14 protein-coding genes are annotated in these 24,242 nt (G+C 65.6%); 5 read left to right on the top strand and 9 right to left on the bottom strand.

What is annotated here, in order from left to right:
• Positions 1-366: 366 nt before the first annotated feature.
• From AB0O58_RS25610 to AB0O58_RS25590, 5 genes are all read right to left on the bottom strand, one after another.
• Positions 367-1,776 (bottom strand): plasmid pRiA4b ORF-3 family protein, encoded by a 1,410-nt coding sequence (locus tag AB0O58_RS25610; protein WP_032375465.1) that lies wholly within the window; start codon positions 1,774-1,776, stop codon positions 367-369.
• A gap of 219 nt (positions 1,777-1,995) precedes the next feature.
• The gene (locus AB0O58_RS25605; protein ID WP_045840977.1) at positions 1,996-2,544 is read right to left on the bottom strand and encodes an LpqN/LpqT family lipoprotein; all 549 of its coding nucleotides are present in this window, start codon (positions 2,542-2,544) and stop codon (positions 1,996-1,998) included.
• A 170-nt stretch (positions 2,545-2,714) separates the two neighbouring features.
• Positions 2,715-3,554 carry an HAD family hydrolase gene (locus AB0O58_RS25600; protein ID WP_027497968.1) on the bottom strand — a complete coding sequence of 280 codons (840 nt, stop codon included), beginning with the start codon at positions 3,552-3,554 and terminating at the stop codon, positions 2,715-2,717.
• Between the two features lie 28 nt (positions 3,555-3,582).
• Entirely contained in the window at positions 3,583-4,800 is a 1,218-nt protein-coding gene (locus tag AB0O58_RS25595) for a metallophosphoesterase (RefSeq protein WP_045840976.1), read from the bottom strand.
• A gap of 101 nt (positions 4,801-4,901) precedes the next feature.
• The gene (locus AB0O58_RS25590) at positions 4,902-9,836 is read right to left on the bottom strand and encodes an AAA domain-containing protein (RefSeq protein WP_366238974.1); all 4,935 of its coding nucleotides are present in this window, start codon (positions 9,834-9,836) and stop codon (positions 4,902-4,904) included.
• A gap of 216 nt (positions 9,837-10,052) precedes the next feature.
• Here AB0O58_RS25590 and AB0O58_RS25585 point away from each other — a divergent pair, with 216 nt between their 5' ends.
• From AB0O58_RS25585 to AB0O58_RS25575, 3 genes are all read left to right on the top strand, one after another.
• On the top strand, positions 10,053-10,655 hold the full coding sequence (locus AB0O58_RS25585; RefSeq protein ID WP_094714463.1) for a dihydrofolate reductase family protein: 603 nt from the start codon (positions 10,053-10,055) through the stop codon (positions 10,653-10,655).
• Positions 10,656-10,669: 14 nt separating this feature from the next.
• Complete coding sequence (locus tag AB0O58_RS25580; protein ID WP_048315815.1) at positions 10,670-11,341, top strand: TetR/AcrR family transcriptional regulator; 672 nt, start codon at positions 10,670-10,672, stop codon at positions 11,339-11,341.
• A gap of 414 nt (positions 11,342-11,755) precedes the next feature.
• Complete coding sequence (locus tag AB0O58_RS25575) at positions 11,756-17,233, top strand: carboxyl transferase domain-containing protein (RefSeq protein ID WP_366238973.1); 5,478 nt, start codon at positions 11,756-11,758, stop codon at positions 17,231-17,233.
• A gap of 109 nt (positions 17,234-17,342) precedes the next feature.
• Here the strand turns inward: AB0O58_RS25575 and AB0O58_RS25570 are convergent, their stop codons facing one another.
• From AB0O58_RS25570 to AB0O58_RS25555, 4 genes are all read right to left on the bottom strand, one after another.
• Complete coding sequence (locus tag AB0O58_RS25570) at positions 17,343-17,552, bottom strand: hypothetical protein (protein ID WP_032375470.1); 210 nt, start codon at positions 17,550-17,552, stop codon at positions 17,343-17,345.
• Between the two features lie 95 nt (positions 17,553-17,647).
• Positions 17,648-18,523, bottom strand: a complete 876-nt coding sequence (locus AB0O58_RS25565; RefSeq protein ID WP_283551023.1) for a pseudouridine synthase — start codon at positions 18,521-18,523, stop codon at positions 17,648-17,650.
• A gap of 3 nt (positions 18,524-18,526) precedes the next feature.
• Positions 18,527-19,369, bottom strand: coding sequence for a rhodanese-related sulfurtransferase (locus AB0O58_RS25560; protein WP_366238972.1), 843 nt, complete (start codon positions 19,367-19,369; stop codon positions 18,527-18,529).
• Between the two features lie 18 nt (positions 19,370-19,387).
• A complete protein-coding gene (locus AB0O58_RS25555) occupies positions 19,388-21,040 on the bottom strand; it encodes an alkaline phosphatase D family protein (protein ID WP_032375472.1) in 1,653 nt (550 codons plus the stop codon).
• A gap of 127 nt (positions 21,041-21,167) precedes the next feature.
• Here AB0O58_RS25555 and AB0O58_RS25550 point away from each other — a divergent pair, with 127 nt between their 5' ends.
• Both AB0O58_RS25550 and AB0O58_RS25545 read left to right on the top strand, forming a co-directional pair.
• Positions 21,168-22,640: a cryptochrome/photolyase family protein gene (locus AB0O58_RS25550; protein WP_032375473.1), complete on the top strand. Its 1,473-nt coding sequence runs from the start codon at positions 21,168-21,170 to the stop codon at positions 22,638-22,640.
• Between the two features lie 279 nt (positions 22,641-22,919).
• Positions 22,920-24,164, top strand: a complete 1,245-nt coding sequence (locus AB0O58_RS25545) for a DUF222 domain-containing protein (protein WP_366238971.1) — start codon at positions 22,920-22,922, stop codon at positions 24,162-24,164.
• Positions 24,165-24,242: the final 78 nt, after the last annotated feature.

Here is a 24,242-nt window from a genome sequence, read left to right as displayed (position 1 = left end):
ATGGCTGATACATCGAATGCTTTCACCAAATAAAATTCGGCACTGACATTCATCGACACACTGTTGAGTTCTCAAAGAACACGCACACACTCGAACCCCACGAACACACAATCCGTAGGCCTCAAGGGCAACTGTTCCAGTCTATCCCAGCTTGGTCTCGGACACAAGGCCCGACTCTTGGGGGATAAAACCTGCCGAGCCACACGTCCAACCTCGTTCACCCAGTCCGTGAAGACCGGGTCGGTGTCCGTCGCTCTGACTCGACAAAAGTTACGCCACCAACCCCACACACGCAAATCGGCAGGTCAGGGCGCTGGAGAGGCGTCGAGCCGGCCGAGACGGCACCGCACGCCTCGGAATCGGCGGTCAACTGGACAAAGCGTCGCGTGCAAATCGACGGGACCAACTCGGTGAGTCCGACACGGCTTCCCGAAAGTAGAAGCTCGGGCCATGGGCACCGATGAGGTCGAGAAAGCTCATGGTCGTCTGAGCAGCGAACTTGGCGTCGAACACGCCGGAATCCTCACTGGCCCAGCCCAATTCGGAGACCGTCTCGATCAGCATCTCGTTACGGTGGGCCGCTGAGGCCGATGCGGCCAGGGAGATCAGGAACAGCGTCGCGGCATCGGTCTCGTATGTCTCCCTCCCCAGCGGAAGCCGCGAGGCCGCATGCCGCCACATGCCGATCGGGTCGTCGGCCAGTGATTCGCCGAGCTTCGTGCGCAGCAGCCGCCCCTTCGCGATGCGGGTCAACCCGAGGTGTCGGACCGCCTCGCGCAAGTCGGTGACCTGATGGTGGTCGATCTCGCGGCTGCTCGACCCCACCCACCCCAGACCCCAATCGAGCTCGTCGCGGATCGCTGCCACGAACGCGGGCTTGAGGTAGCCGGCATCGGTGAGGACAGCCCCGCCGTCGCCGACCATTCGGAGGAACCAGGTGAGCTTGGCCATCGCGATCTCGGCAACCGGCAGGTCCACCGAACTCTCGACGGTGAGCTCGCACCGGGGCAGCAACGCCATCAATGACGGCACCTGGGTGGGTCGTACTCGGTCGAACAGTCGCCCGATGGCCGGTGCGGCCGCCACAGCTTCGGCGAGCGTCGACCTACCGACATCTGCCGATTGCAGCACGCGGTTGACTGCATCGACCTCGAAACGGGCCGGGTCGAACGTCGGACCCCACTGGGAGAGAAGTTCGGAGTGTTCGGGGTCGGACGAGTCTGCCGCGATGTCCAGCGCCTGGGTATAGCGCGACGGACCGCCCGAGGACTCGGGAGGACACGCGCGGGCACCGTCGAGACAGATCGAACGAAGGTCGTCGATATCGGAGTCCTCGTGTTCCAGCTCGACTGTGTGGGTCCACCCGTCACCGAAATCGTATTCGTACGTCATGACGGATCCCGGGTGCGTCAACACCTCGTCGACGCGTACCCGCTCCTCACTGGAGGCGTCGTCGTCCGGTTCGTCGTCGAGTGTCTCCTGCATCTCGAACCGTCGGGTCGCCCCCGCGGTTCTGACACTGAATGCGTGCAGGTGTCGGTCTTCCCAGCCCACGGCGATCTGCAGTACCGAATGCAACTCGGACAACAACAGATCCGATCGCACGCGCACTCGTCGCCAGATCGACGGCCGCGTGTGATCGATACTCACCCTCAGCACCAGATTCGCCAGGCCACGCGCGGCACCCTCCGTCGCGCTGGGTTCGGCCGGCTCGTCGGCTTCGGGGATATCCGGCACCACCGACAGGTGCCGAACGCGGCCGGTTCTGATCGACATGCGAACGACCCTAGCCGGATCGGTGCGGCATACCCAGGTGTCGCTGCCCGGCGCACTCGGTCGCCGTCTGCGGCGATAGAGCGGACAGGCATCGCTTACTCTCGCGCGGAGCAGACTCCGTGCGCCCTGGACTGCTGCGGCTCGGTCGCCGGGGCGTCCGCCCGACTGCATCTTTCCCGGCCCGACAGCACGGGGTTGGCATAGAAAATCCGAGTGCCTCTACGCCGCGGGAAGCGTCAGTCCGTCGTTGATCGCGGACACGTCGAATGCGAGCGCATCCAGCTGAGACTCGAGCGTCGTCACGGTCAACTGGACCAAGTACTGAGTTCCCTCGCCGACCACTGCGTAGCGCGTCGTCACCGCAGCCTCGAGCCCTTGGGCGACGTAGGTGCCCCGAATGAACCGTGACGGCCAACCGACCCACGACGCCGTACTCGCCTCCCGCTCGACCCACCCGGGCATCGCGCGCCCGTCACCGAAACCCAACGCCATCAACGCTTCCGGGTCGATGGAGTGAGAAAGCTTCCCGACCAGCAAGACAGCATTCGGCGCGAAACCGTTCTCCACCAGGTTCGGCTCGACCGTCACTTGGGTCGCACCGGGAAACTGTGCCGGATCGAGCGTCTGCCACCCCGCGGGAACCGGCACCGTGATGCCGAGATCGGCCGCCGCAGCGCCGTCCAGCGGCAACACCTGCAGTGCATGAGCGTCGAGATACTCGGCGATCGTGGTGGGTTCGGACGGTCGGGTCGTGGGAGAGTCGTTCACTGCAGGCCCTTCGTGGTGGTCGATTCGGCACGACCGAGGCTACCGGCGTCCGCCGAACCTACCTCGACGACTCCACACAGCAGCGCACTGTTGTTCGGAGACAACGCGATCCGTGATGTCGGACCCGGGTGGGTCGAGGGCCGGTCGACCGAGAACAGTATCGCGAACGACTACCGCTGCACTCGACGCTCGGTCAGTTCTTCGAGATAGCGAGCAACCGCATCGTCGTCGTGCGAATGCAGTACACGATCGGCCACAGCGCGCACCGGCTCCGCAGCATTCGATGGACACAGCGCGGTACCGGCCCACGCCAGCATGGGAAGGTCGTTGCGCGCATCCCCCACCGCTGCCACGTCGTCCTGAGCTACGCCCCACTGTTCGCACAACTCCGCCAGAGCAGTGGCCTTGGATACCCCGGCGGCGGACATCTCGATGTACGGTGCCCCGGAGTGCGTCAGCTCCACTCCGACGAGACCTGCCTCGGCCACCAACGCGTACAACTCCTCGCTCGGTGTATCACTGTGTCGTGCAACAATTTTGACTGTCGGCTCGATGTCGGCCGACAGACCGTCCTCCGACAGCTCCATCTCGTGCGGGTGGCGGTGATGGTCGGCGAAGACGCACAGCTCCGCGTATCGCGACTCGGCGACGAAACGAGTGGCACCCACAGTTGCGAACGCCACGCCGGGAACCAGAGATCGAACAGCGGAGGTGACAGCCGCGACCGTCTCCGTCGGCACCGACCTGGTCGCGACGATGACCGGGCTGCCATCGGCAAGGTCCAGCACCACCGCACCGTTCGCTCCCACTGCCGTACCGGTGAACCCACACGACGCCGCAAGTTCGGCGATGGAGTGCCGCGCCCGCGCCGTCGCCCACACCACCCGGATGCCTGCGGCTTCGGCCGCGGCCATCGCATCTGCCGTCCGCGCCGACACCGTTCGATCCGAACGAAGTAGCGTGCCGTCGAGATCGGTTGCGACTACCTGGATCTCTCCCGTGTGCCTCACCCGTCCGATACTGCCAGGTGCCGACGCGTCAGCCTGCCACCAACGTCAGGACCGAGATCTCACTCGGTGCGAACACCCGGAACGGCGGCCCCCAGAATCCCGACCCCCGACTGGTGTAGAGCTGCGTACGCGCTCCATGCCTGCTCAGTCCGTGCACCACCGGCTGGTCCAGTCGAACCAATGCCGCGAACGGCCAGATCTGACCGCCGTGGGTGTGGCCGGACACCTGTAGATCGACGCCCGCTCGGACGGCGTCGCCGATCTGTTTCGGCTGGTGGGCCAGCAGCAACACCGGGATCGACGGATCGGCCCCGGCCAGTGCCCCAGCCAGATCGGCACCGTGGCCGGGGGCACCCGACCCTGCTGCCGTGGCGTCGTCAACACCGGCGATGACCAAGGCATCGTCACCTCGATGCAGCACGACATGACGATTGTGCAGCGCGTTCCACCCGATGCTCTGCATGTGGTCCAGCCACTCCTGCGCCTCACCGAAATACTCGTGATTCCCGGTGACGTAGACGCGGGCGGCGGACGCGCGCATCGATTCCAGCGGCGCAGCCTGTTGCCTGCGCGTGGACACGGAACCGTCGGCAATGTCGCCGACGTGCGCGAGCACGTCCGGTTCGAGCGCGTTGACGGCATCGGTCAGTCGCCTCGACCACACGGTTCGGTTCACCGGCCCGAAGTGGGTGTCGGTGACCAGGACGACTCGCAGGCCGTCGAATCGGGCACCGAGCCGGGCAATGCTGACGCTCGTGTGCCGAACGCGCGGGGTCCGCATGGCCTCGTAATGGCCCCAGAGGGCAAGGCCGACGATCACTGTCACCGTCGCCGCCGCCGTGATTCGCGACCGCAATGGATCGTCGACACCGGCCGCCCACAGCCCGAGCCTGAGCAACAGCGAGAGCGCCGACCATACGAACGCGATCCAGGCGAGACCCAGCAGGACGTCGCCGAGACGCGCCCAGGCGTCCTTCCTGTCCCCCTCGATGCCGGGCCGGTGACCGAGATACATCGCGGTGGGCAAGGCGAGCGCGGCAGCGATCACCAGTGCCGCGCCGAGCAGCCGAACCACCGGCGGCCACTGCGCCCCCGCGAACAGCACGGTCCACATGGGGAGCCCGAACAGCACCGCACACAGGGCAACGACCGTGGCCGGGACCATGATTCGCCGACGAAGTGTTCGGCCGGGCCGTTCGGGCACCGCCCTGTCGGCGTGCAGCCCCTGCGTCTGTCGATCTGCCATCGGCGGCGACCCTCTTTGCTCGAACGTGCACGAATACCGCGAACCAGACTACGACGGTAACGAGCTGCACGCTGATGGGCCGCGACTCCCGCGGACTACACCTACGGGCTGCGGCGCGTGGTGTATCCCCGCAGTCCGTTGAGAGGCAGTTGGTGCTCGGCGACCACCTCGTCGACCGAGCTCTCGGACTCCTCGACGCCACCACTCGATTCGACTCCGTCGACCGCGCCCCGCACTTCTTCGGAGCTGTCGACCGAATCGGATGCACCCGGTCCGTCCGAGTCCGCAGCTGCAGCAGGCACTTTCGGTGCTGTCGGGGGTGTGGACGCGCGCGGAGCTCCGGTCGCGTCGATCGTGCTCGAACCGTTCGCAGCACCGGTTCCGTTGGTCGACCCCGACCGTCTGGATGTGCCGGTTCCGTTCGTGGTGTCGGTGTCGGCGGTGTTGTCGGTAGGTATGTCGAGGCGAGGCATCGTCCACAGAGACAGCACCGAATCATGCCGAACGGGTGCGTTCGTTCGTGTCGCAGCCTCGAAAGCCCCGGAATCGTCGAACTGCGAGGACTCGAGCGGTACCGGTGTCCAGGTCTCCTCGGACGCCGTTCCGCCTTCCGCACCAACGGCACCGGGCTTGATTCCCAATCGCGCGAGGGTGAACCACAGACTGTCGAGAGCACCGTCACGGTCGAGGTGGTACTCCGATTCCCGCACGCGCCAGAACGTCCACCCGCATCGCTTGAGTTCCTGCTCGCGTTGCAGATCCGCCGATCGTTGCGCGGGGGTGGTCGAGAACGAATCACCGTCGCATTCGACGGCGAGGCGAGAGGACTCCCCCGTGACGACGAGCGCGATACGCCGATTGTTCACTTCGACACCGGGATTGACGTGGAAGCCACGCTCGACGAGGTCGTTGAACAGCTGCTGTTCCAGCAGCGTCTCGAACGGGGCTTTCCTGATCTCGCGCGAGACGTTCTGGGGCATCGGATCGGCGGGAGCAGGCGAGACCGACGTGACGTAGCCGAGCAGAGAGTTACGCAGGTCTGCTCGTTTGAGGCGATCGACGGTGACCGAATGGAACAGCCACAACTGATCCTGCGCCCGCGACGCGGCCACGTTGAACCGACGCTTGTACTGGTTCGAGGTCAGGGTGGCGAAGTTCTGATCCGGTGCTACCACCATCGACAGGAACACGACGTTGCGCTCGTCGCCCTGGAAGTCCGGTGGCGTGCCCACTCGCAAGCGGCGTTGTTCCCACTGCTCGATGCCGATACGTTTGATCAGCTCGTTGCGAATCTCGTCGACCTGCGACTGCCCCTGCAGCACAACGACTCCGAAGGTCAGGTCGTCGTACGCGGCATCGGCGAGGCACTCGGATATCTGCTCCGCGATGGCAATGGCCTCGGTCCGGTTGACGAGCGAGGCGTTCTTTCCGGTGACCGTCGCCCCGCGAACGTACGTGTGCCGAAGCGGCGGCAGGCGATCGGCACCGAACTGCCGCACCGGCACCAGTGGCGAGTCTCCGTAGAACTGCTGACTCGACCAATTGATGATCTCCGGCATAGAACGGAAGTGCTCTCGTAGTCGCACCACCTGACCGAACCGGGTGCGCAGCATCGAGAACAGACTCGACCGCGGTGTCAGCGTCGCCCGCACGTGCTCCGGTAGGTCCGGGAGATATACATCGAGGCGGTCGAACACGTCCTCGAGCGTGCCGGCCTGAGGGACATCGGCGGGCGCGCACTGCCGGTCGTCTCCCACCACGATCACCCGAGGCGCGAGGTACAGCAGGAACAGGCTCGTGATGTCGGCCTGGCTGGCCTCGTCGACGATGACGACGTCGAAGCTACCCGGCACCGGCGGAATCGACGCGAGCACCTGGGAGAGCGGCATGACCCATGCGGGCACCGCGCTCTGTGCCTCTCGCATCGCCGATCGTGCTGCGCTGCGGTAGGTTTCGGCGTACTTGCCGGCACCCGAACCGATACTGGAAATGTGCTCGCGGTAAGTCTGCAGTGCGCGAACCTCGACGGCCGTCATCCGCTGCAGGCTGTTGAGCCAGGCACTCGCGGCAGCGAGACGCGTCGTGAGATAGGCGATGTCGACATCCGCGGCGGCCAACTCCGCTTCCAGCTGCTGCTCGAGACCCCCGTGGTGCTGCTCACCGACCCATTCGCGCGCGCGACGCCACGCCCACGCCTTGGACAGCTGCCAACTGAGCTCGTCCCATTCCGGGTCTGCCGCGGTGTCCTTGACCAACTCGAACAGGGCCGGCGCGACTGCCGACAGTGTGGCCGACATCGACTCGAGCAGCAGCTGATTCTCCTGCTCCGCGCAGGCCTGAGCGTAGGCGGAGACCGCGCCCGCCAATTCCGCAGGATCGGCAGCGCCGAGGGCCGTCACCAGATTCAGACCTTCGGGGGACGGTCCCGCGTCGATACGAGTGGCCACCGCGAACTGCAGAGCGTCCAGCTCGGCGCGGGCGATGTCGATGTCGACGCGCGCGGAGATGGCCGCAGCGGCTCCGGCTATCTCCTGAGCTTCGGCGAGGCTTCGAATCCACGGCGCAGCAGGCGACACCGTGTAGAGCCGGTGTACCAGTGCGTCACGAGCGGCAACCACTGCCGCTACGGAACGGAGTCGATCGGCGATCTGCGCAACGGTGTTGACGCGAATCGATCGAGGGCCGTCTAGGGGGACGACGATCGCCAGGTCGGCCAGCAACACCGCCGCCGTCTGCACGGTGTCGAGAGCCCGAATGTGTTCCGCGACAAGCCGAGCGGCCATCGCACTCGTCGCCGGTTGCCCGTCGACGGTGGCAACGATGCCGAGAGCTTCGACTGCCTTCTGCTCCTCGCTACGCCGAAACCGCGGCTTCCATTCGATTCCCGATTCCAGCGCAGCTGCGAGCGCATCCATAGCCTGCAGAGTCGCAGCAGACGTGGACGAGCACTGCACGTCGTGCGCGCCGATGTACCGGTCGGACGCTGCGGCAGTGGCAACGAGGTCGTCGATTCCGCTGACCCGCGACCACAGGTGAGACGCTTCGCCGGACAGCACCGAGTCGGTCACTCGCGCATACGTGGCATCGAGCTCCGCGACCACTCGCACGCGAGCCGCCAATTCCTCGCAGAGAGAACGGATATCGGACGAGACCGCAGGTTCGACGCCGCTCAGCAACGTGATCAGGTCGGCAGCCAGCGGCGGGACGGCGTCTATCAGGGTATGCACACGCCGGCACAGCGCTGCGAGTTCGGCCGAATTCGGCAGCATCGTTTCGGGACGCGGCAGCACCTGGCGCGATCGTTGCTCGCGGGCTCCGTCGGACGTCGCAATCAGCGCTCGGAGTTGGTCGACCTGGGCACCGTCGAACGGTGGCCGGTCGGCGAGCAACGGCCCGGGCAGCCACTCGTGGGCGCCTTCGGCTGCTTTGACCTTACGTACGATCGACGCCACCGTGCCGTCGTACCCATCCGAAACATATTCGTGCACAACGGTTTCGGATTCGCGAAGGGCGCTGACACGGTTCAGTAGTTCCGTCCGACGAGCGAGCGCGGCCGCGCGGCGGGTGGTGAGCGCGTCGATCTTCTGCTGCTCACTGGCTTCGTCGAACGAGGTCTTACGCTCGGCGATCTTGGCGACGCTGCGATTCAACTCGTCCGAACCGCCACGGGAGAGGTCGGTGATCGAGACGCAGAGCTCCTGCAACTCGGGCGGCAGCTTGTCGCGCAGGACTCGCAAAGCTTGTGACTTTTCACTAGTGACCAGAACCCGCTGACCTCGCGCCAGCAGCCCGGACATCAGGTTCGCGATGGTGTGGGTCTTCCCCGTCCCGGGCGGCCCTTCGACGACCACACCGCTGTCGCGTCCGAGCCGTTCGATGATCTGCGACTGCTCGGCGTTGGCCGGCAGCGGAAACAGAGGATCTTCGGCCAGCGCCGCCGACGCGCCGGCTCCGGTCCGTTCGAGCCATGCCATCCGATCGGCCGGCTCGATCGCGTCGACCAGTTGCGCGAGGCCCAGCGGAACCGGTGAGTCGGCGGCGTCGAGATCGGCGATCATCTGCTCGTAGTACTCGACCAGCGCGAACGAGTCGCGGGTTCGGAGCACGAGTGCGGGCGAGACCGTCAGCGTTCGATCGTCGTCGATGTACGCGAGAGCTCCCGGGGGCCCGAGGCGATCGAGCACCTCGATCTCGTGACGGGGAACTCGCGTCGCCCATTCACGCAAGAATTCTTCGACGCCCTCACCGAGGGGCGAGTCGACGTTGCCGTGCAGCTTCTCGGCGAGAGCCACCGAGCCGGAGGTATCGAAGTCCTTCGATCCGGTGAGCAGCTGGCCGTCCTCGAGACGCGGGGTACTACCGGCGACCAGTCGAACCAACAGGTCGCCGGTCCGCACATCACGTTCGATTCCGGCCGACTGGGTGAGGAGGTGAGTACGCACGCTGCGCTGGGGGTCGGGGTTGCTCGACGTCAGCAGACCCGACGCCACCACCAGTTCGATCGACTCGGGGCGCGAGGCGAGCTCTTGCATCATCAGTTGCAATGCCTGGTACAGCGCTGCCTTGGGCCGCCGGTCTCGATCCTCCTGAGCCCACTGCTTCCAGGACTCCGAGTACTGCTCGAAAGCCTTCTTGATCTCGTAGGCCTTGCGAATATCGAAATCGGCGTCGGACTCCTGCGCCTCGCCGCGACGACGTGATGCCGCCGTCGACGCGTCGGCGAGCTCGATCTCGCGGTAGCGACTGTCACCGACGACCTGGGGATCGAGCCAACCCGTCAGAAGCGCCGGTGGCTCGGGCGGGTCGTCGACGGCAATGCGCGGCGCCCGAAGTACGACCCCGCCCTGGCCGGCCTTCGGGTCGAGACGAACCGGAATCTCACTGGAGTACAGCCACTCGACCTGGACATGATCGTCGAACCTCAGGACCGGATTCGACCGCGCCTCGACTATCTCGCGCAGGAAGCGCAACAGGCGCGCAACCCTGCTCTTGAGCTCGTCGTCGTATTCACGACCGGTAGCCGCTGCAGCCGTCACAGTTTCCCCACAAATGCTCGAATGGCCGTCCCGCCAGGGGACAGTGCTTACGCACCCGCGTCACAGTAGCCGTTGAAAAGCAGTTGTTCACCGGGGTCCGAGCACACAGAATGCGTTCTAGTGTTCGGTCACAAAGACCGACTCGGTTGCTTGGAACGACAACAGAAAACGCGGCCCGTCCGGACACGCACCGGCCGCCGATCGCAGGAGCGTCGCATGCGCAAGCTGGTCTACTACATCGCCGTCACACTCGACGGATTCATCGCCGCGCCCGACGGCACCTACGACTGCTTCGCGACCGAGGGTGATCACCTCGAGGCCATCGTGACCGAGCTGCCCGAGACGCTGCCGGTGCACGTCCGCACCGCACTCGGCATCGATGCCCCGCCGGCGCGGTTCGACACCGTGGTGATGGGCCGGGCGACCCTGCAACCCGCACTCGACATCGGCATCACCAGCCCGTACCCCCATCTGCGGCAGTACGTGCTCTCCCACACGTTGCCTGCCGCGACGGACCCGACCGAGCCGATCGTCGGCCGGAACCCGATCGACCTGGTTCGAGAACTCAAAGCCGAGGACAGCGACGCCGACGTGTGGCTCTGCGGCGGCGGCCACCTCGCGGGGCAGCTCGTCGACGAGATGGACGAGCTGTTTCTCAAGGTCTATCCCGTCGTGCTCGGCCGAGGCATCGGGCTGTTCGCGCCCGAGACCGGACCCGAGCCGCCGATCGCACGACGGTTCGAGCATCTGCACTCACGCCAGTTCGACAGCGGCGTGCGGTTCACCCGGCTGGTTCGCCCCGACGGCGATGAGCGATGACGTATAAAGACTGAATGCCTGCCGCACCGGTGTCCGAAGGGGAGCAGCCGACTCGCCGGCCAACGACCCAGCGCGGGCTACGGACCCGATCCGCCTTGGTGGCAGCCGCCCGACGCGTGTTCGAGGACAGCGGCTACCTCGATTCCCGGCTGATCGACATCACCAGAGCCGCGCACTGCTCGGCTGGGACCTTCTACACGTATTTCACCAGCAAGGAAGAGATTCTGGCCGCGGTGCTCGAACAGGCCAGGGACGACATGCTGCACCCCGGCACGGAACGGGTGGACCCGCACGACGATCCCGCTGCCGTGATCGCAGCCAGCAACCGGGCGTACTTCGAGGCATATCGGCGCAACGCCAAGCTGATGGCACTGCTCGAGCAGGTCTCCAACATCGATCCCGACTTTCGCCGCCTGCGCCGCGAACGCGCCGACGCGTTCGTACGACGCAATGCACGCAGTATCGAGAGCCTGCAGAAACGCGGCGTGGCGGATACCGACCTCGATCCCCTGCTCGCCTCCCGCGCGTTGTCGTCGATGATCAGTCGTCTCGCGTTCAACCACTTCGTCGTCGACGCCGAGGACGACAATCCCGACGCCGACTACGAGGCGCTGCTCGCCACTGCGACAAGGCTGTGGGTCAACGCGTTGCGGATACCGGACAAGAGCGTCGGACACACCGGATGAACGCCTCCTCGGCAACCTGCTGCTCGTCCGAAACCGCCTTCGTCGACCTGTACCCGTCGGTAATGTACTCGCCGGTAGCCAGAGATGGTGAGGAATCACGAATTATGCTTCCCGACAACGCTACTCGTGAGTACGAATCCGATGTGAGGCAGAGTAAAGAAAATGTCCAGTACGGAATGCGTTGTCACAGCATTGAATTGGCTCGTTCGTGATCAATCACACTCACCCCGAACGCCGTTGGCACGGCACAGGGCCCGGTTGCCGCTAGAATAAGTCGACCGGAGTGCTGCATGGGCGCAGGACCGGAGCCTGCGGAACGACCCGACAACCATCAAACGGACATGCCCAGCCGGACCCACCTCCCATCGAGTGCACCGACGCGATGTGCGCCTACACCGAGCGAAGAGAGATACGTTGTTCAAGCGGATTGCAGTAGTCAACCGAGGCGAGGCAGCAGTACGGCTGATCCGAGCCGTCCGAGAGCTCAACGCCGAACACGATTACGGCATCCGCACCGTAGCGCTGCACACCGAGGCCGAGAAGCGGGCCATGTTCGTCCGCCTGGCCGACGAAGCGGTCACGCTGCGTAAGCCGGCGAGCGGTTCGGCCTACCTCGATTACGGCGTGCTGGAAGCGGCACTGGTGGAATCCGGGGCCGACGCCGTATGGGTCGGCTGGGGCTTCGTCGCCGAGGACCCGACGTTCGCCGACCTGGTCGCCCGCTTGAACATCACCTTCATCGGCCCGTCCGCGGACGCGATGCGCCTGCTGGGCGACAAGGTCGAGGCCAAGATTCTCGCCGAGAAAGTCGGCGTTCCCGTCGCACCGTGGTCCGGCGGCCCCGTCGAGACCCGCGCCGACGCCCGTCGGCACGCCGCGGCGATCGGCTACCCGTTGATCATCAAGGCCCGCTCGGGCGGCGGTGGCCGCGGTATCCGCAAGGTCTTCCACGAGGACGAACTCGAACTGTCCCTCGAACGCACCCAGGGTGAGGCCGAGCGCTCGTTCGGCGACCCAGTCGTATTCCTCGAGCGTCTGGTCACCGATGCCCGGCACGTCGAGGTCCAGGTCATTGCCGACAGTCACGGCAACGTGTGGGCCCCCGGTGTGCGCGACTGCTCGATTCAGCGCCGCAACCAGAAGGTCATCGAGGAGTCCAGCTCTCCGCTGCTGACCAAGGAACAGTCCGATCAGCTGCGCACCGCGTCGGCCGAGCTGGTCAAGGCCGCCGGATATCAGGGCGCGGGCACCGTGGAGTACCTCTACCAGCCCGAGCAGAAGATCTTCACGTTCCTCGAGGTCAACACCCGCCTGCAGGTCGAGCACCCGATCACCGAATACACCACCGGCATCGACCTGGTGAAGCTGCAGATCCTCGTCGCGGACGGCCAGGCACTGCCCGGCGACTGCCCGCCCGAGTTCGGTCACGCCGTCGAGGCCCGCCTCAACGCCGAGGACGCCGACAACGGCTTCGCACCGGCCCCCGGCACCGTCGAGCTGCTCAAGTTCCCCCTCGGCACCGGCATCCGCGTCGACACCGGCATCGCCCAGGGCGACGTCATCCCACCCGACTACGACTCCATGGTCGCCAAGGTCATCGCCTGGGGCCGCGACCGCAGCGAAGCGCTGGCGAGACTGCGCAACGCACTGCGCGAGACCACGGTCGTCATCGACGGCGGCACCACCACCAAGTCGTTCCTGCTCAGCCTGCTCGACCGCGAGGAAGTCATCTCCGCCTCCGCCGACACCGGCTGGCTCGACCGCACCGAAGCCGGTTCCCAGGTGGGGCCGACCGCCGTCGCCGACATCGCCATCATCGCCGCAGCGATCGACGCCTACGACGCCGAAGAAGGCCGCGAACGCACCTCGTTCCTCAACTCCGCTCGCGGCGGCCGCCCACGCGCGACACACGCCATCGGCCGCACCGTCGAGCTGAACTACCAGGGCCAGGCCTACAAGCTCGAGGTCGGCCAGACCGGAACTCACCGCTACAGCATCGAAAGCGACGGCATCGGCGAACTGCAGGTCGACGTCGAGCGCCTCGGCACCTACGAGAGCCGCCTCGTCATCGGTGACCGCCGCTACCAGGTGGTCACCGTCGCCGGAGCCGCCCACTTCCTCGTCGAGGTCGACGGCATCAGCCACCAGATCTCCCAGGACGAGGCCGGGTTGGTCCGCGCGCCTGCACCCGCTGTCGTCGTCGCCGTCCCGGTCGCCGTCGGCGACGAGGTCGAAGCAGGACAGACCCTCGTCGTCCTCGAATCGATGAAGATGGAAACTGCCGTCCGGTCCCCGTACGCGGGCACCGTGCGTGAGGTCCTGGCCTCGGTCAACGGACAGGTCGACGCAGGAGCTGCACTGCTGCGCGTCGATCAGGCCGGAGAACAGAAAGTCTCCGAGCAGGCACCTCGGGTGCAGTTCCGTGGCGTCGACGACGCCGCGCAGCGCTCGCCGCAGCGTCGCGCTCTGGACCGGCTCGACGAACTTGCCGCCCTCATCACCGGCTTCGACGTCAGTGGTGCCCGGGCTCGAAACCTGTTGTCCACCTACGAGACTCTGCGTGCCGAGGTGCCACGCGACGATTCGGAGCTGGTCACCGCCGAACTGGCGTTGCTGAACACCTTCGCCGACATCTGCGAGCTCTCCCGCAACCGTCCGACGATGGACGAGGAGAACAACGACGAGCGAGTCCACTCCCCCCGCGAGCACTTCCACTCGTTCCTGCACTCGCTCGACGCGGACGTACAGGGTCTGCCGGAGTCGTTCCGCGCCAAGCTCACTCGCGCGCTCGCGCACTACGACGCTGCCATCGACGAGGGCCGAACCCCGGCTCTCGAAGAGGCCGTCTACCGCGTCTTCCTCGCCCTGCAGCGCATGGAGAACCAGGTTCCGGTGATCGCGGCGCTGCTCGGCCACTGGCTCAGCGACTCCTCAGCCCAGCCAGAGGCCACCCCGGCCATGGCCGAGGTACTCGAGCGCCTCATCGGTGCCACTCAGGCCCGCTACCCCGTCATCGGCGACGTCGCCCGCAACCTGCGCTTCCGGTTGTTCGACGAGCCGCAGATCCGGATCGCCCGCGAGAAGGTCTACGACGGCGTCCGCGGCAGCCTGCAGTACCTCGCCGAGAACCCGGACGCAGCCGACTACTCGGCGCGTGTAGCAGCTCTCGTGGCGACACCGGAACCGCTGATCGAGCTTCTGGCACAACGGATCACCGAGCCCGGTGCTCTGCTCGAGGTGATCACCCGTCAGTACTACGAAATTCGCACCCTCGAGGATGTCAAGGCCTTCGACCGCGACGGTAAGCACTTCGTCACCGGCAACTTCGAGCTCTCGGGCGAACGACTGCATCTGATCTCGACCGCGACGGACTTCGACTCCCTCGCAACGACTCTCGACGCCGTCGAGGACATCGCCGGCCCGTCGCCGGAAAACCTTGCCGTGGACCTGTACCTGTCGTGGCCGGACGCCCCCGCCGACGGCGACGTGCTCTCGGCCCGACTGCAGGAAGTTCTGGCCGCCCACTCCGGCTCCGGCCGCTGGCGCCGGGTCACGGTCACCGTGTTCGGCGCGGTCACGCGAAAGATGACGTACCGCCGCACCACGGTCGAGGGATCCGAGCCCCTCGCCGAGGACACCATCATCCGGGACATGCACCCACTCACCGGTCAGCGACTCGACCTGTGGCGACTGAAGAACTTCGACGGAGTTCGCCTGCCCGCCAGCGCCGGGACCTACCTGTTCCACCTGACGTCCAAGGCCAACCCGTCCGACGAGCGACTCGTCGCCCTCGCCGAAATCCGCGGCATCACAACACAATTGGACGACGCCGGAAACATCGTCGCCGTGCCGGAAATCGAACGCACCGTCGCAGCCTGCCTCGACGGCATCCGCCGCGCACAGGCCGGACGCGGCAAGAAGCGTCTCGACGCCAACCGCGTTGTGCTCTACGTCTGGCCGGTACTGAACGTGCCCGCCGACCGCATCGCCACCATCGCCCGGCACATCGCGCCGCTGACGATCGGTGCAGGACTCGAAGAGATCACCCTCATCGCTCGCCTGGCCGAAACACCGGGCGCGACCCCGCGCGAGGTGGCGCTGCGCCTGTCGTACCGGTCCGGTGCCGGCATCGTCGCCAAGGTGACTCCGCCGCCGACCGAGCCGATGCGCCCGCTCGACGAATACACCCAGAAGGTGCAGCGGTCCCAGGCCCGCGGCACCGTGTACCCGTACGAGCTGATTCCGTTGCTCAGCAGCAACGGTGGCACGTTCACCGAGTACGACTTCGACGCCGACGGTGTGCTCGCCCCGGTCGATCGTCCCTACGGCCGCAACTCCGCGGGCGTCATCGTCGGTGTGGCCACCACCCCGACCGCCAAGTACCCCGAGGGCATCATCCGCGTCGCACTCTTCGGTGACCCCACCAAGGCGCTCGGCACCGTCGCCGAGGCGGAGTGCTCGCGGATCGTTGCGGCCATCGACCTCGCCGAACAACTCGGGGCTCCCGTCGAATGGTTCGCATTATCCTCCGGCGCAACGATTTCCATGGAATCGGGCACCGAGAACATGGACTGGGTCTCGCGCGGCCTGCGCCGCATCATCACCTTCACCCAGGCCGGCGGCGAGATCAACATCGTCGTCGCGGGCATCAACGTCGGCGCGCAGCCGTACTGGAACGCCGAAGCCACCATGCTCACCCACACCAAGGGCATCCTGGTGATGACCCCCGACAGTGCGATGGTGCTCACCGGAAAGCAGTCCCTGGACTACTCCGGCGGCGTCTCGGCCGAGGACAACTTCGGTATCGGTGGCTACGACCGCGTCATGGGCCCCAACGGCCAGGCGCAGTACTGGGCACCGAACCTGCGAGCCGCATGCGACATCCTGTTCGCTCACTACGATCACGCGTATGCCGCACCGGGAGAACGCTTCCCACGCCGTGCAGCCACCGCCGACCCGACCGAGCGTGACGTACGCACCTACCCGCACGTGCACCCGTCGAGCGACTTCACCACCGTCGGCGACATCTTCTCCTCGGTCACCAACCCGGACCGCAAGAAGCCGTTCGACATCCGCACCGTGATGCGCGCCGTGGTCGACCAGGACCACTCGGTGCTCGAGCGGTGGGCCGACATGGCCGACGCCGACACCTCGGTGGTGTTCGACGCCCACCTCGCCGGAATCCCGGTCAGTGTGATCGGTATCGAATCGCGAGCCATCCCCCGCAAGGGCTGGTTCCCGTCCGACGGCCCCGATCAGTGGACCTCGGGAACCCTGTTCCCGAACTCGTCGAAGAAGACGGCACGCGCCATCAACGCCGCCAGCGGAAGCCGGCCGATCGTGGTGCTGGCCAACCTCTCCGGCTTCGACGGATCACCCGAGTCGCTGCGCAACATCCAGCTCGAATACGGAGCCGAAATCGGCCGCGCCATCGTCAACTTCGACGGACCGGTCGTGTTCTGTGTCGTCTCGCGTTACCACGGCGGCGCGTTCGTGGTGTTCTCCGGAGCACTCAACGACAATATGGAGGTCCTCGCGGTCGAGGGCTCCTTCGCCTCCGTACTCGGCGGTGCCCCGGCAGCCGCAGTGGTGTTCACCCGCGACGTCAACGCCCGCACCGCAGCGGACGCCGACGTCAAGGAGCTCGAAGCACGACTGAACGCAGCCGAGGACGACGCCACCCGCTCGGCTCTGCGCGTCGAGCTCGCCACCGTGCGAGCGAACGCCCGCAACGCCAAACTCGGTGAAGTGGCCGCCGAATTCGAGGCCATCCACAACATTCAACGCGCACAGAGCGTCGGATCGGTGCACCACATCGTCCCCGCCGCCGAACTACGACCGCAGCTGGTCGCCGCCGTCGAACGCGGAATGGCGCGGTCGTTGGCGAAGTAGGGCTCAGGCTCCACGCAAACGCGCGCGCGTTTGCTGGATGCTCGCGGAATTGTTGACCATTCCGCGAGCGTCTGGCGAACGCGCGCGCGTTTGTCGGTTGGGTTGGTGTCTACACGGGGGGCTGGGTCACGACACCGCCACACTGGCCGGTGAATACGAGCAGTCCACACTCCTGCCAGATCGCGGGCAGTGCGCCGAACAAGGCCGCGAGGTTGTCGGAGCTACCGGTGCTCGCGCTTCCGGTATCGGCCACGGCAACCGCTGGCGACGCTATGGCGATGACGGCAGCTCCCAACACAACAGCAATACGACGCTTCACGCAGTTCTCCTCTGTGCTCCATCGGACATGTTTCGATCGTTACGCTAACCTCGCGTCCGAATTGTCACCATCGTCCGAACGAACGATTCTGAGCGTCAGAGCTGGAGTTCTCGGGCGCTGGCGAATCGCCGCTGTTCGCCGGTGAGCGGGTCGATGAAGTCCAGTGCCCGGGCCAGGAGCTGCAACGGCCGAGTGAAGTCGTCGGCGGGAGTCGATGTGTACACCGGATAGTACGGATCGTTGACGATGGGAATCCCCAACGACGACAGATGGATTCGCAGCTGATGGGTCTTACCCGTCTTGGGGAAGAGTCGATAGCGGGCGAGGTCGCCGAGAGTGTCGATGAGCTCGATTCTGGTCTCACTGTTCGGCTCCCCCGGCTCCTCGTACGCTGTCATGACACCGTGTTCCTTCAGGATCCTGCTCTGTACGACGCGCGGAAACTGCAGTGCTGCATCGAAACCCGCGACGGCCTCGTACTCTTTGGCGACGTTGCGCGTCGAGAAGAGTTCCTGATACGGCCGTCGGGCATGCTTGGTCTTGGTGAAGAGCAGCACTCCAGCGGTGGCGCGATCGAGTCGATGCGCGGGCGTGAGGTCGGGGCAGTCGAACTGCTTGCGCAGCCGCACGGTCGCGGTTTCGGTGACGTGCCGACCACGCGGGATGGTGGCGAGGAAATGTGGCTTGTCGACCACCAACAGGTCGTCGTCCTCGTGCAGGATGCCGATCTCGAACGGCACCGGAACCTCATGCGCCGGAACACGATAGAAGTACACCTGGCTACCGGCGCGGTAGCGAGTGTCCAAAGTTATGGGCCGACTCTTCTCGTCCACCAGTTCGGCGTCGCCGATTGCCCGACGCCAATCGTCGTCGGGCATCTCACGTTCGAGATATTCGACGATGGTGGTGGCCGGATCACCATGCGGCAGAAGCAGTCTCAGAGGCGCAAGACCGTCTCGAAAGGGCAGCATCACTCAGGCGCAGTCGAGACAGATCAACCGCAAACCACGGCCGGCATCACCGTCGAAGTCCTGGTACCGCGACGTCGGATTGCCACAGGCGCTGCAGCGACCGATGACGGCGGTGTGGTCGGAGAAGTTCTGCGCCATCCGCTTGTCGAACACGAACAGCGAGCCCTCCCAGAGCGCGTCGTCGCCGAAAGTCTCTGCGTACCGGACGATTCCGCCGTCGAGCTGATAGACCTCCTCGAACCCGCGAGCCACCATCAGCGAGGACAACACCTCACACCGCACTCCCCCGGTGCAGTACGTGACCACCGGCGACTTCTTCAGATGGTCGTAGGCACCGGAATCGAGCTGCGAGACGAAGTCCTTCGTCGTCTCCACGTCGGGGACCACCGCGTTCTTGAATCTACCGATCTGCGCCTCGAACGCGTTGCGGCCGTCGAAGAAGACCACGTCGTCGCCGCGGGAATCGACGAGCTCGTGCACCTGCTGCGGGCTCAGATGAGTGCCACCGCCGACCACGCCGTCGGCGTCGACCTTCAGTTCCCCGGGGGCTCCGAACGTGACTATCTCGTCGCGCACTCGCACGCTCAATCGCGGAAAGTCGTTGCCGAGTCCGTCGGACCACTTGATGTCGGCCGACTTGAAGGCCGGATAGCTGCGGGTGCCGCGGACGTACCTCTTGACGTCGTCGACGTCGCCGCCCACCGTCGCGTTGATGCCGTGTTCGGAGATGAGGATGCGTCCGGTCAGGTTGTTGGACGCGGCCAGCGTGTGTTGCCACAGCCGGATCGCCTCGGGATCTGGCAATGGAGTGAGCACGTAGAACAGGACGATTTTCGGTACAGCCACGCCGTCCAGTATGGCGGGTCAGCCCAGTGGCGGTGCCGCCGCCCGAAGCCGCTGGGTGCCGGAGTCGACGGTGAAGCCCGCTCCCCAGTACACGCCGGTCCGCGGATCCTCCTTGGCGGTGAGGAACCAGTGGTCCATCCGAGCCGCCGTCTTGGTGACCTCGAAGACGCCGAAACCGTGACTGTCGAGGTCGACGAACTTCACGTGCTGGTTGAGCGCCTTGAACGCTTCCTCGGCGACCCGGCCCAGCGTGTGCGGCGGAGTGTGCGTCAGATCGTCGATGTTGGCCGAGCTCACCGAGGTGACGACGAGCTCGGTGGCAGCCGGTTCCGTCGTTGCGTAGTGCGCTGCGTCGAGGGGTACCTCGCAGGCCCAAGCGGAGTGGATGTCGCCGGTGATGAAGACGGTGTTGTCGACGCCTGCGTCCACGATGGCACCGAGCAGCTTGCGGCGGTCGGCCGTGTATCCGTCCCAGGGATCTGCGTTGTAGGGCAAGCCGCCCTCCGGGATTCCGAGGAGCGAGGTGACGGCCCTGGCTGCGTCTCGATCGAGCGGTGGGATCAGAGTGGGCGTGATCATCACCGGGTTGCCGACGATCTTCCACTGCGTCGGCGACGAGACGATGCCGTCGGTGAGCCACTGCATCTGCTCGGCACCGGTGATGGTGCGGTTCGGTGAATCGACCTCGGGGCCGTTGAACGGCAACACCTGCTGCGAGCGGTAGGTGCGCAGGTCCAGCATCGAGAGTTCGAGCAAGTTGCCGAACCGCAGCCTGCGGTACAGGTGACGGTTGGTGGCAGTGCCTGCTGCGCGGACCGGCATCCACTCGTAGTAGGCCTTCTCGGAGTTGGCCCTACGCGTGTACCAATCGCCCTCGGTGGCCGGCGTGTGGTTCTCGGCACCGCCGTCGTAGGCGTCGTTGGCCGACTCGTGGTCGTCCCACGTGCAGATCCACGGCACGTCGACGTGCGCTGCTTGCAGATCCGGGTCGGACTTGTACTGACCGTGACGCTGGCGGTAGTCGGCAAGGGTGACGATCTCGTGGGTGGGCGAATGCTGTCGGACGACGCCGTCGCGCCCCGGAAAGCCGCCCGTCTCGTACTCGTAGATGTAGTCGCCGAGATGGACGATGGCGTCGAGGTCTCCCCTGGCTGCCAGGTGGCGATAGGAACCGAAGTAGCCCGATTCCCAGTTGGAGCACGAGACGACGCCGAAACGCATCGCATCGATGTCGGCATCGTTGGCCGGGGCGGTGTGCGTGGTCCCGACGGCCGACGCCGCGTCGTTCGTGCGGAAATCGTAGAAGTACGTGGTGTCTGCGCTGAGGCCGTCGACGTCGACTTTCACGGTGTGATCGGTATCGGGGCCGGTGGAAACGGTTCCGGAGGCGACGACGCCACTCATGTCTACGTTCCGGGCGACGCGCCAGGTGACCGATACCTGCGGGCCGACGCCGGAGCCTGGGGTGGCGTCGGGCGTGGGGGTGATGCGGGTCCACAGAATGATCGCGTCGGGCAACGGATCTCCCGATGCCACCCCGTGCAGAAAGCCTCGGTCGCTGCCTTGGGCGTGGGCGACCGCGGGCAGTGTCGTGACGACTCCGGCCACGGCAACGGCCACCGACGACGAGCGAAGAAACGTTCTTCTGGACAGCGCAGAATCAGCGGGCATCGGGTCAGTCCATGCGATGGATCGTCGGTGGTCAAGTAAGGCGCGCCTGGGTCGGCCACAGTGTTCACCAGCCGGCCATGCTGCGGACGCTGGTTTGCCGTCGTCGCTGCGGGAGAACACTCCGAGAATGGACGCTCTGTGGTTGTTCGGTGATCAGCTCGGCCCGCACTTCCACTCCGTGGACGAGCATGCCGAGCGAGACGTGCTGATGATCGAGTCCCGGCGCGTGTTTCGACGCCGGCGATACCACCGACAGAAGCTCCATCTCGTGCTGTCGGGGATGCGTCATCTGGCCGACGAGCTGGGTGATCGCGTCACTTATCTGCAGACCGAGACGTATCGCGAAGCCCTGGCCGAGTACGGCAAGCCCGTGGTGGTGTTCGAGCCCACCTCGCATGCGGCGGAGATGTTTGTCGCTGCCTTGCACGAGGAGGGTCTGGTCTCGGAAATTCTGCCGACGCCGATGTTCGCGCTCCCCCGGGCCGAGTTCGCCGACTGGGCGGCCGAGCGCGGAACCTTTCGCATGGAGACGTTCTACCGCGAGCAGCGCAAAAGATTCGATGTGCTGATGGACGGTGCCGACCCAGTCTCTGGCAAATGGAACCTCGACGCCGAGAATCAGTCGCCACCCCCGAAGGGTCGGCTGACCCTGGGCGTGGAAGAACCGTGGTGGCCGACCGAGGATGCCATCGACGACGAGGTGCGTGCCGATCTCGATTCGTGGGAGCTGGACACAGTCGGAGTCGACGGGCCACGAGTGTTCGCGGTAACTGCCTCCGAGGCCTCGGAAGCGTTGTCGCACTTCATCGATTACCGCTTGGACGACTTCGGCAAATACGAGGACGCAGTGATGGCCGACGACTGGACGATGTCGCACTCGCTGTTGTCGGTCCCGCTCAACCTCGGTCTGCTGCAACCGTTGGACGTGGCGCACGCCGCCGAGGACGCCCATCGCGACGGCACCCCGCTGGCGAGCGTGGAGGGTTTCGTTCGGCAGATCCTCGGCTGGCGCGAATACGTGTGGCACCTCTACTGGCATATGGGGCCGGAGTACCTCGAACGGAACAAACTCGAAGCCCATGAGCCACTACCGGATTGGCTTCTCGAGTTGGACGGCGATGCGGTGGTGGCGAAATGCCTCTCCAGTACCGTCGACGGCGTACGCGACCGCGGCTGGGTGCACCACATTCCGCGGCTGATGATCCTGGGAAACTTTGCGCTGCAACATGCCTGGGACCCACGAGCGCTGACCGAGTGGTTCGCGACGGCTTTCGTCGACGGGTTCGCCTGGGTGATGCCGGTGAACGTCATCGGCATGAGCCAGCACGCGGACGGCGGAGTGATCGCCACCAAGCCCTACGCTTCGGGTGGGGCGTACCTGAACCGCATGACCGACTACTGCGGCACATGCGAATTCAATCCGAAAAAGAGGCTGGGTGACGACGCCTGCCCCTTCACCGCCGGCTACTGGGCCTTCGTCCACCGACACCGCGAGATGCTGGCACTGAACCACCGCACCGCGCGACAGGTGTCGTCGATGAACCGATTGAACGACCTCGAGCAGGTGCTGGAACAGGAACGTCAACGCGAGGTGTACTGACGCGCCCCGGCAAATTGTGCACGGCCGGACCCTGTCGAGTGGTCTCTGTTGGTATCGACTGCGCAACGCGCACCACTATTACTGAGGCGCTGACACGGGAGCCGGCCGTGTTCCACAGCTCCTGTCGCCGCAGAATGGCGGTCTGGTGCGATCGTCGGGGAGATCGAGCCTCTACCACGGACCACTGACAGGTTCCGTATCCCGAATCCTTCTGCACAGCAATAGTTTTCGATTGCACCATCATTGCGCATCGAACACCCGTTCGATACACTTCTTCCTATGACCACGGAGATCTGGCAACTGAGCGAAGCAGAACTGCTCGCCGACGCTGCCGCGGTCTCCCACGACATCCAACTGCTCGAAGCACGGCGGATTGCTCTGGTCGCCGACATCGACACCCGCGTGAGCCGGGAGAAGCTCGGCTTCCCCGGGCCCGCCGGTTGGCTCACCTCCACCACCCTGCTCACCCCCAGCAAAGCCACCAAGATCGTTGCCCTCGCCCGCGGACTGAAGAACTTCCCCGACATCGCCGACGCCGTCAACACCGGCGTCATGTCCGTCGACCACGCCGCCCTGATCCTCACCTTCGCCGAAACACCACCGAAGAACCTCCCGCAAGAGGGTCGCGATATCGCCCGCACCGCGATGATCACCGCCGCCACCGGGCCTGGGGCACGCACCGACAAGATCCGTGAAGCGATCACCAAACTCGAAGACACCTACGGCAGCGACAAGCCGCCCCCTGAGGACACCGACCGCAACGAACTCTTCGCATCGAAGATGCTCAACCAACGCCTGTGCCTCAAGGCCGACTTCGATGCCGTCACCGCGGAAAAGCTCGTCACCGCACTCTCACCGCTGACCGAACCTCGGCCCGCAGCCGACGGCACCCCCGACGAACGCAGTCCTGCGAGGCGACGCGCCGACGCATTCGGGCAGATCCTCGACCACTACCTTGCTACCAAGGATCGCCCCACCGAGGGCGGCGAAAGACCGCACATCAACCTGCACATCCGGTTGCAGGACCTCCAGAACCTGAGCGGTCAGAACACCGACGACATCACCGACGACGAAACCACCCGCGCTGCAGCAGAATCCGACAACGCCGATCCAGCCGACCCGGTGGACATCGACGCCGGCAACCCGATCCACTCCGACCCAATACGATCCGACCCGACCGAGTGGGACGCGGCGGATGAACTCGAGACCTACAGCGCTGCCGGACCGAGCCAGGATCGCGGTGCGTATCGGGACCTGTTCGGCGACGGCACGTCGGTCGGGTGGCTGCCGTGGATGGGCCCGCTCTCCCGCAACACCTCTCGCCAACTCGCCTGCGATTGTCTTCTCACCGCCATCGTCATGGACGAGAACGGCAACCCACTCAACCTCGCCCGCACCGCCCGCACCGTCACCGCGAAACAAAAACGCGCCTTGACTGCACGCGATCACGGTTGCGCGTTCCCCGGCTGCGGCAAACCCGCCGCCTGGACCGAAGGCCACCACATCTCAATGCCGTTAAGTTAGCGGCACGCGGAGGCGCAACCGAGGAGGGTGCTTCTCGTGACGCCCGTGATGGTGCGAACGTTTGGTGTTGTGGAATGC

Source organism: Rhodococcus sp. NPDC080181 (assembly GCF_040702225.1).
In the GTDB taxonomy this organism is placed as follows: domain Bacteria; phylum Actinomycetota; class Actinomycetes; order Mycobacteriales; family Mycobacteriaceae; genus Rhodococcoides; species Rhodococcoides fascians.
Note: the sequence above shows the minus strand (reverse complement) of the source record. Positions and strands in the feature narration are given on the sequence as shown.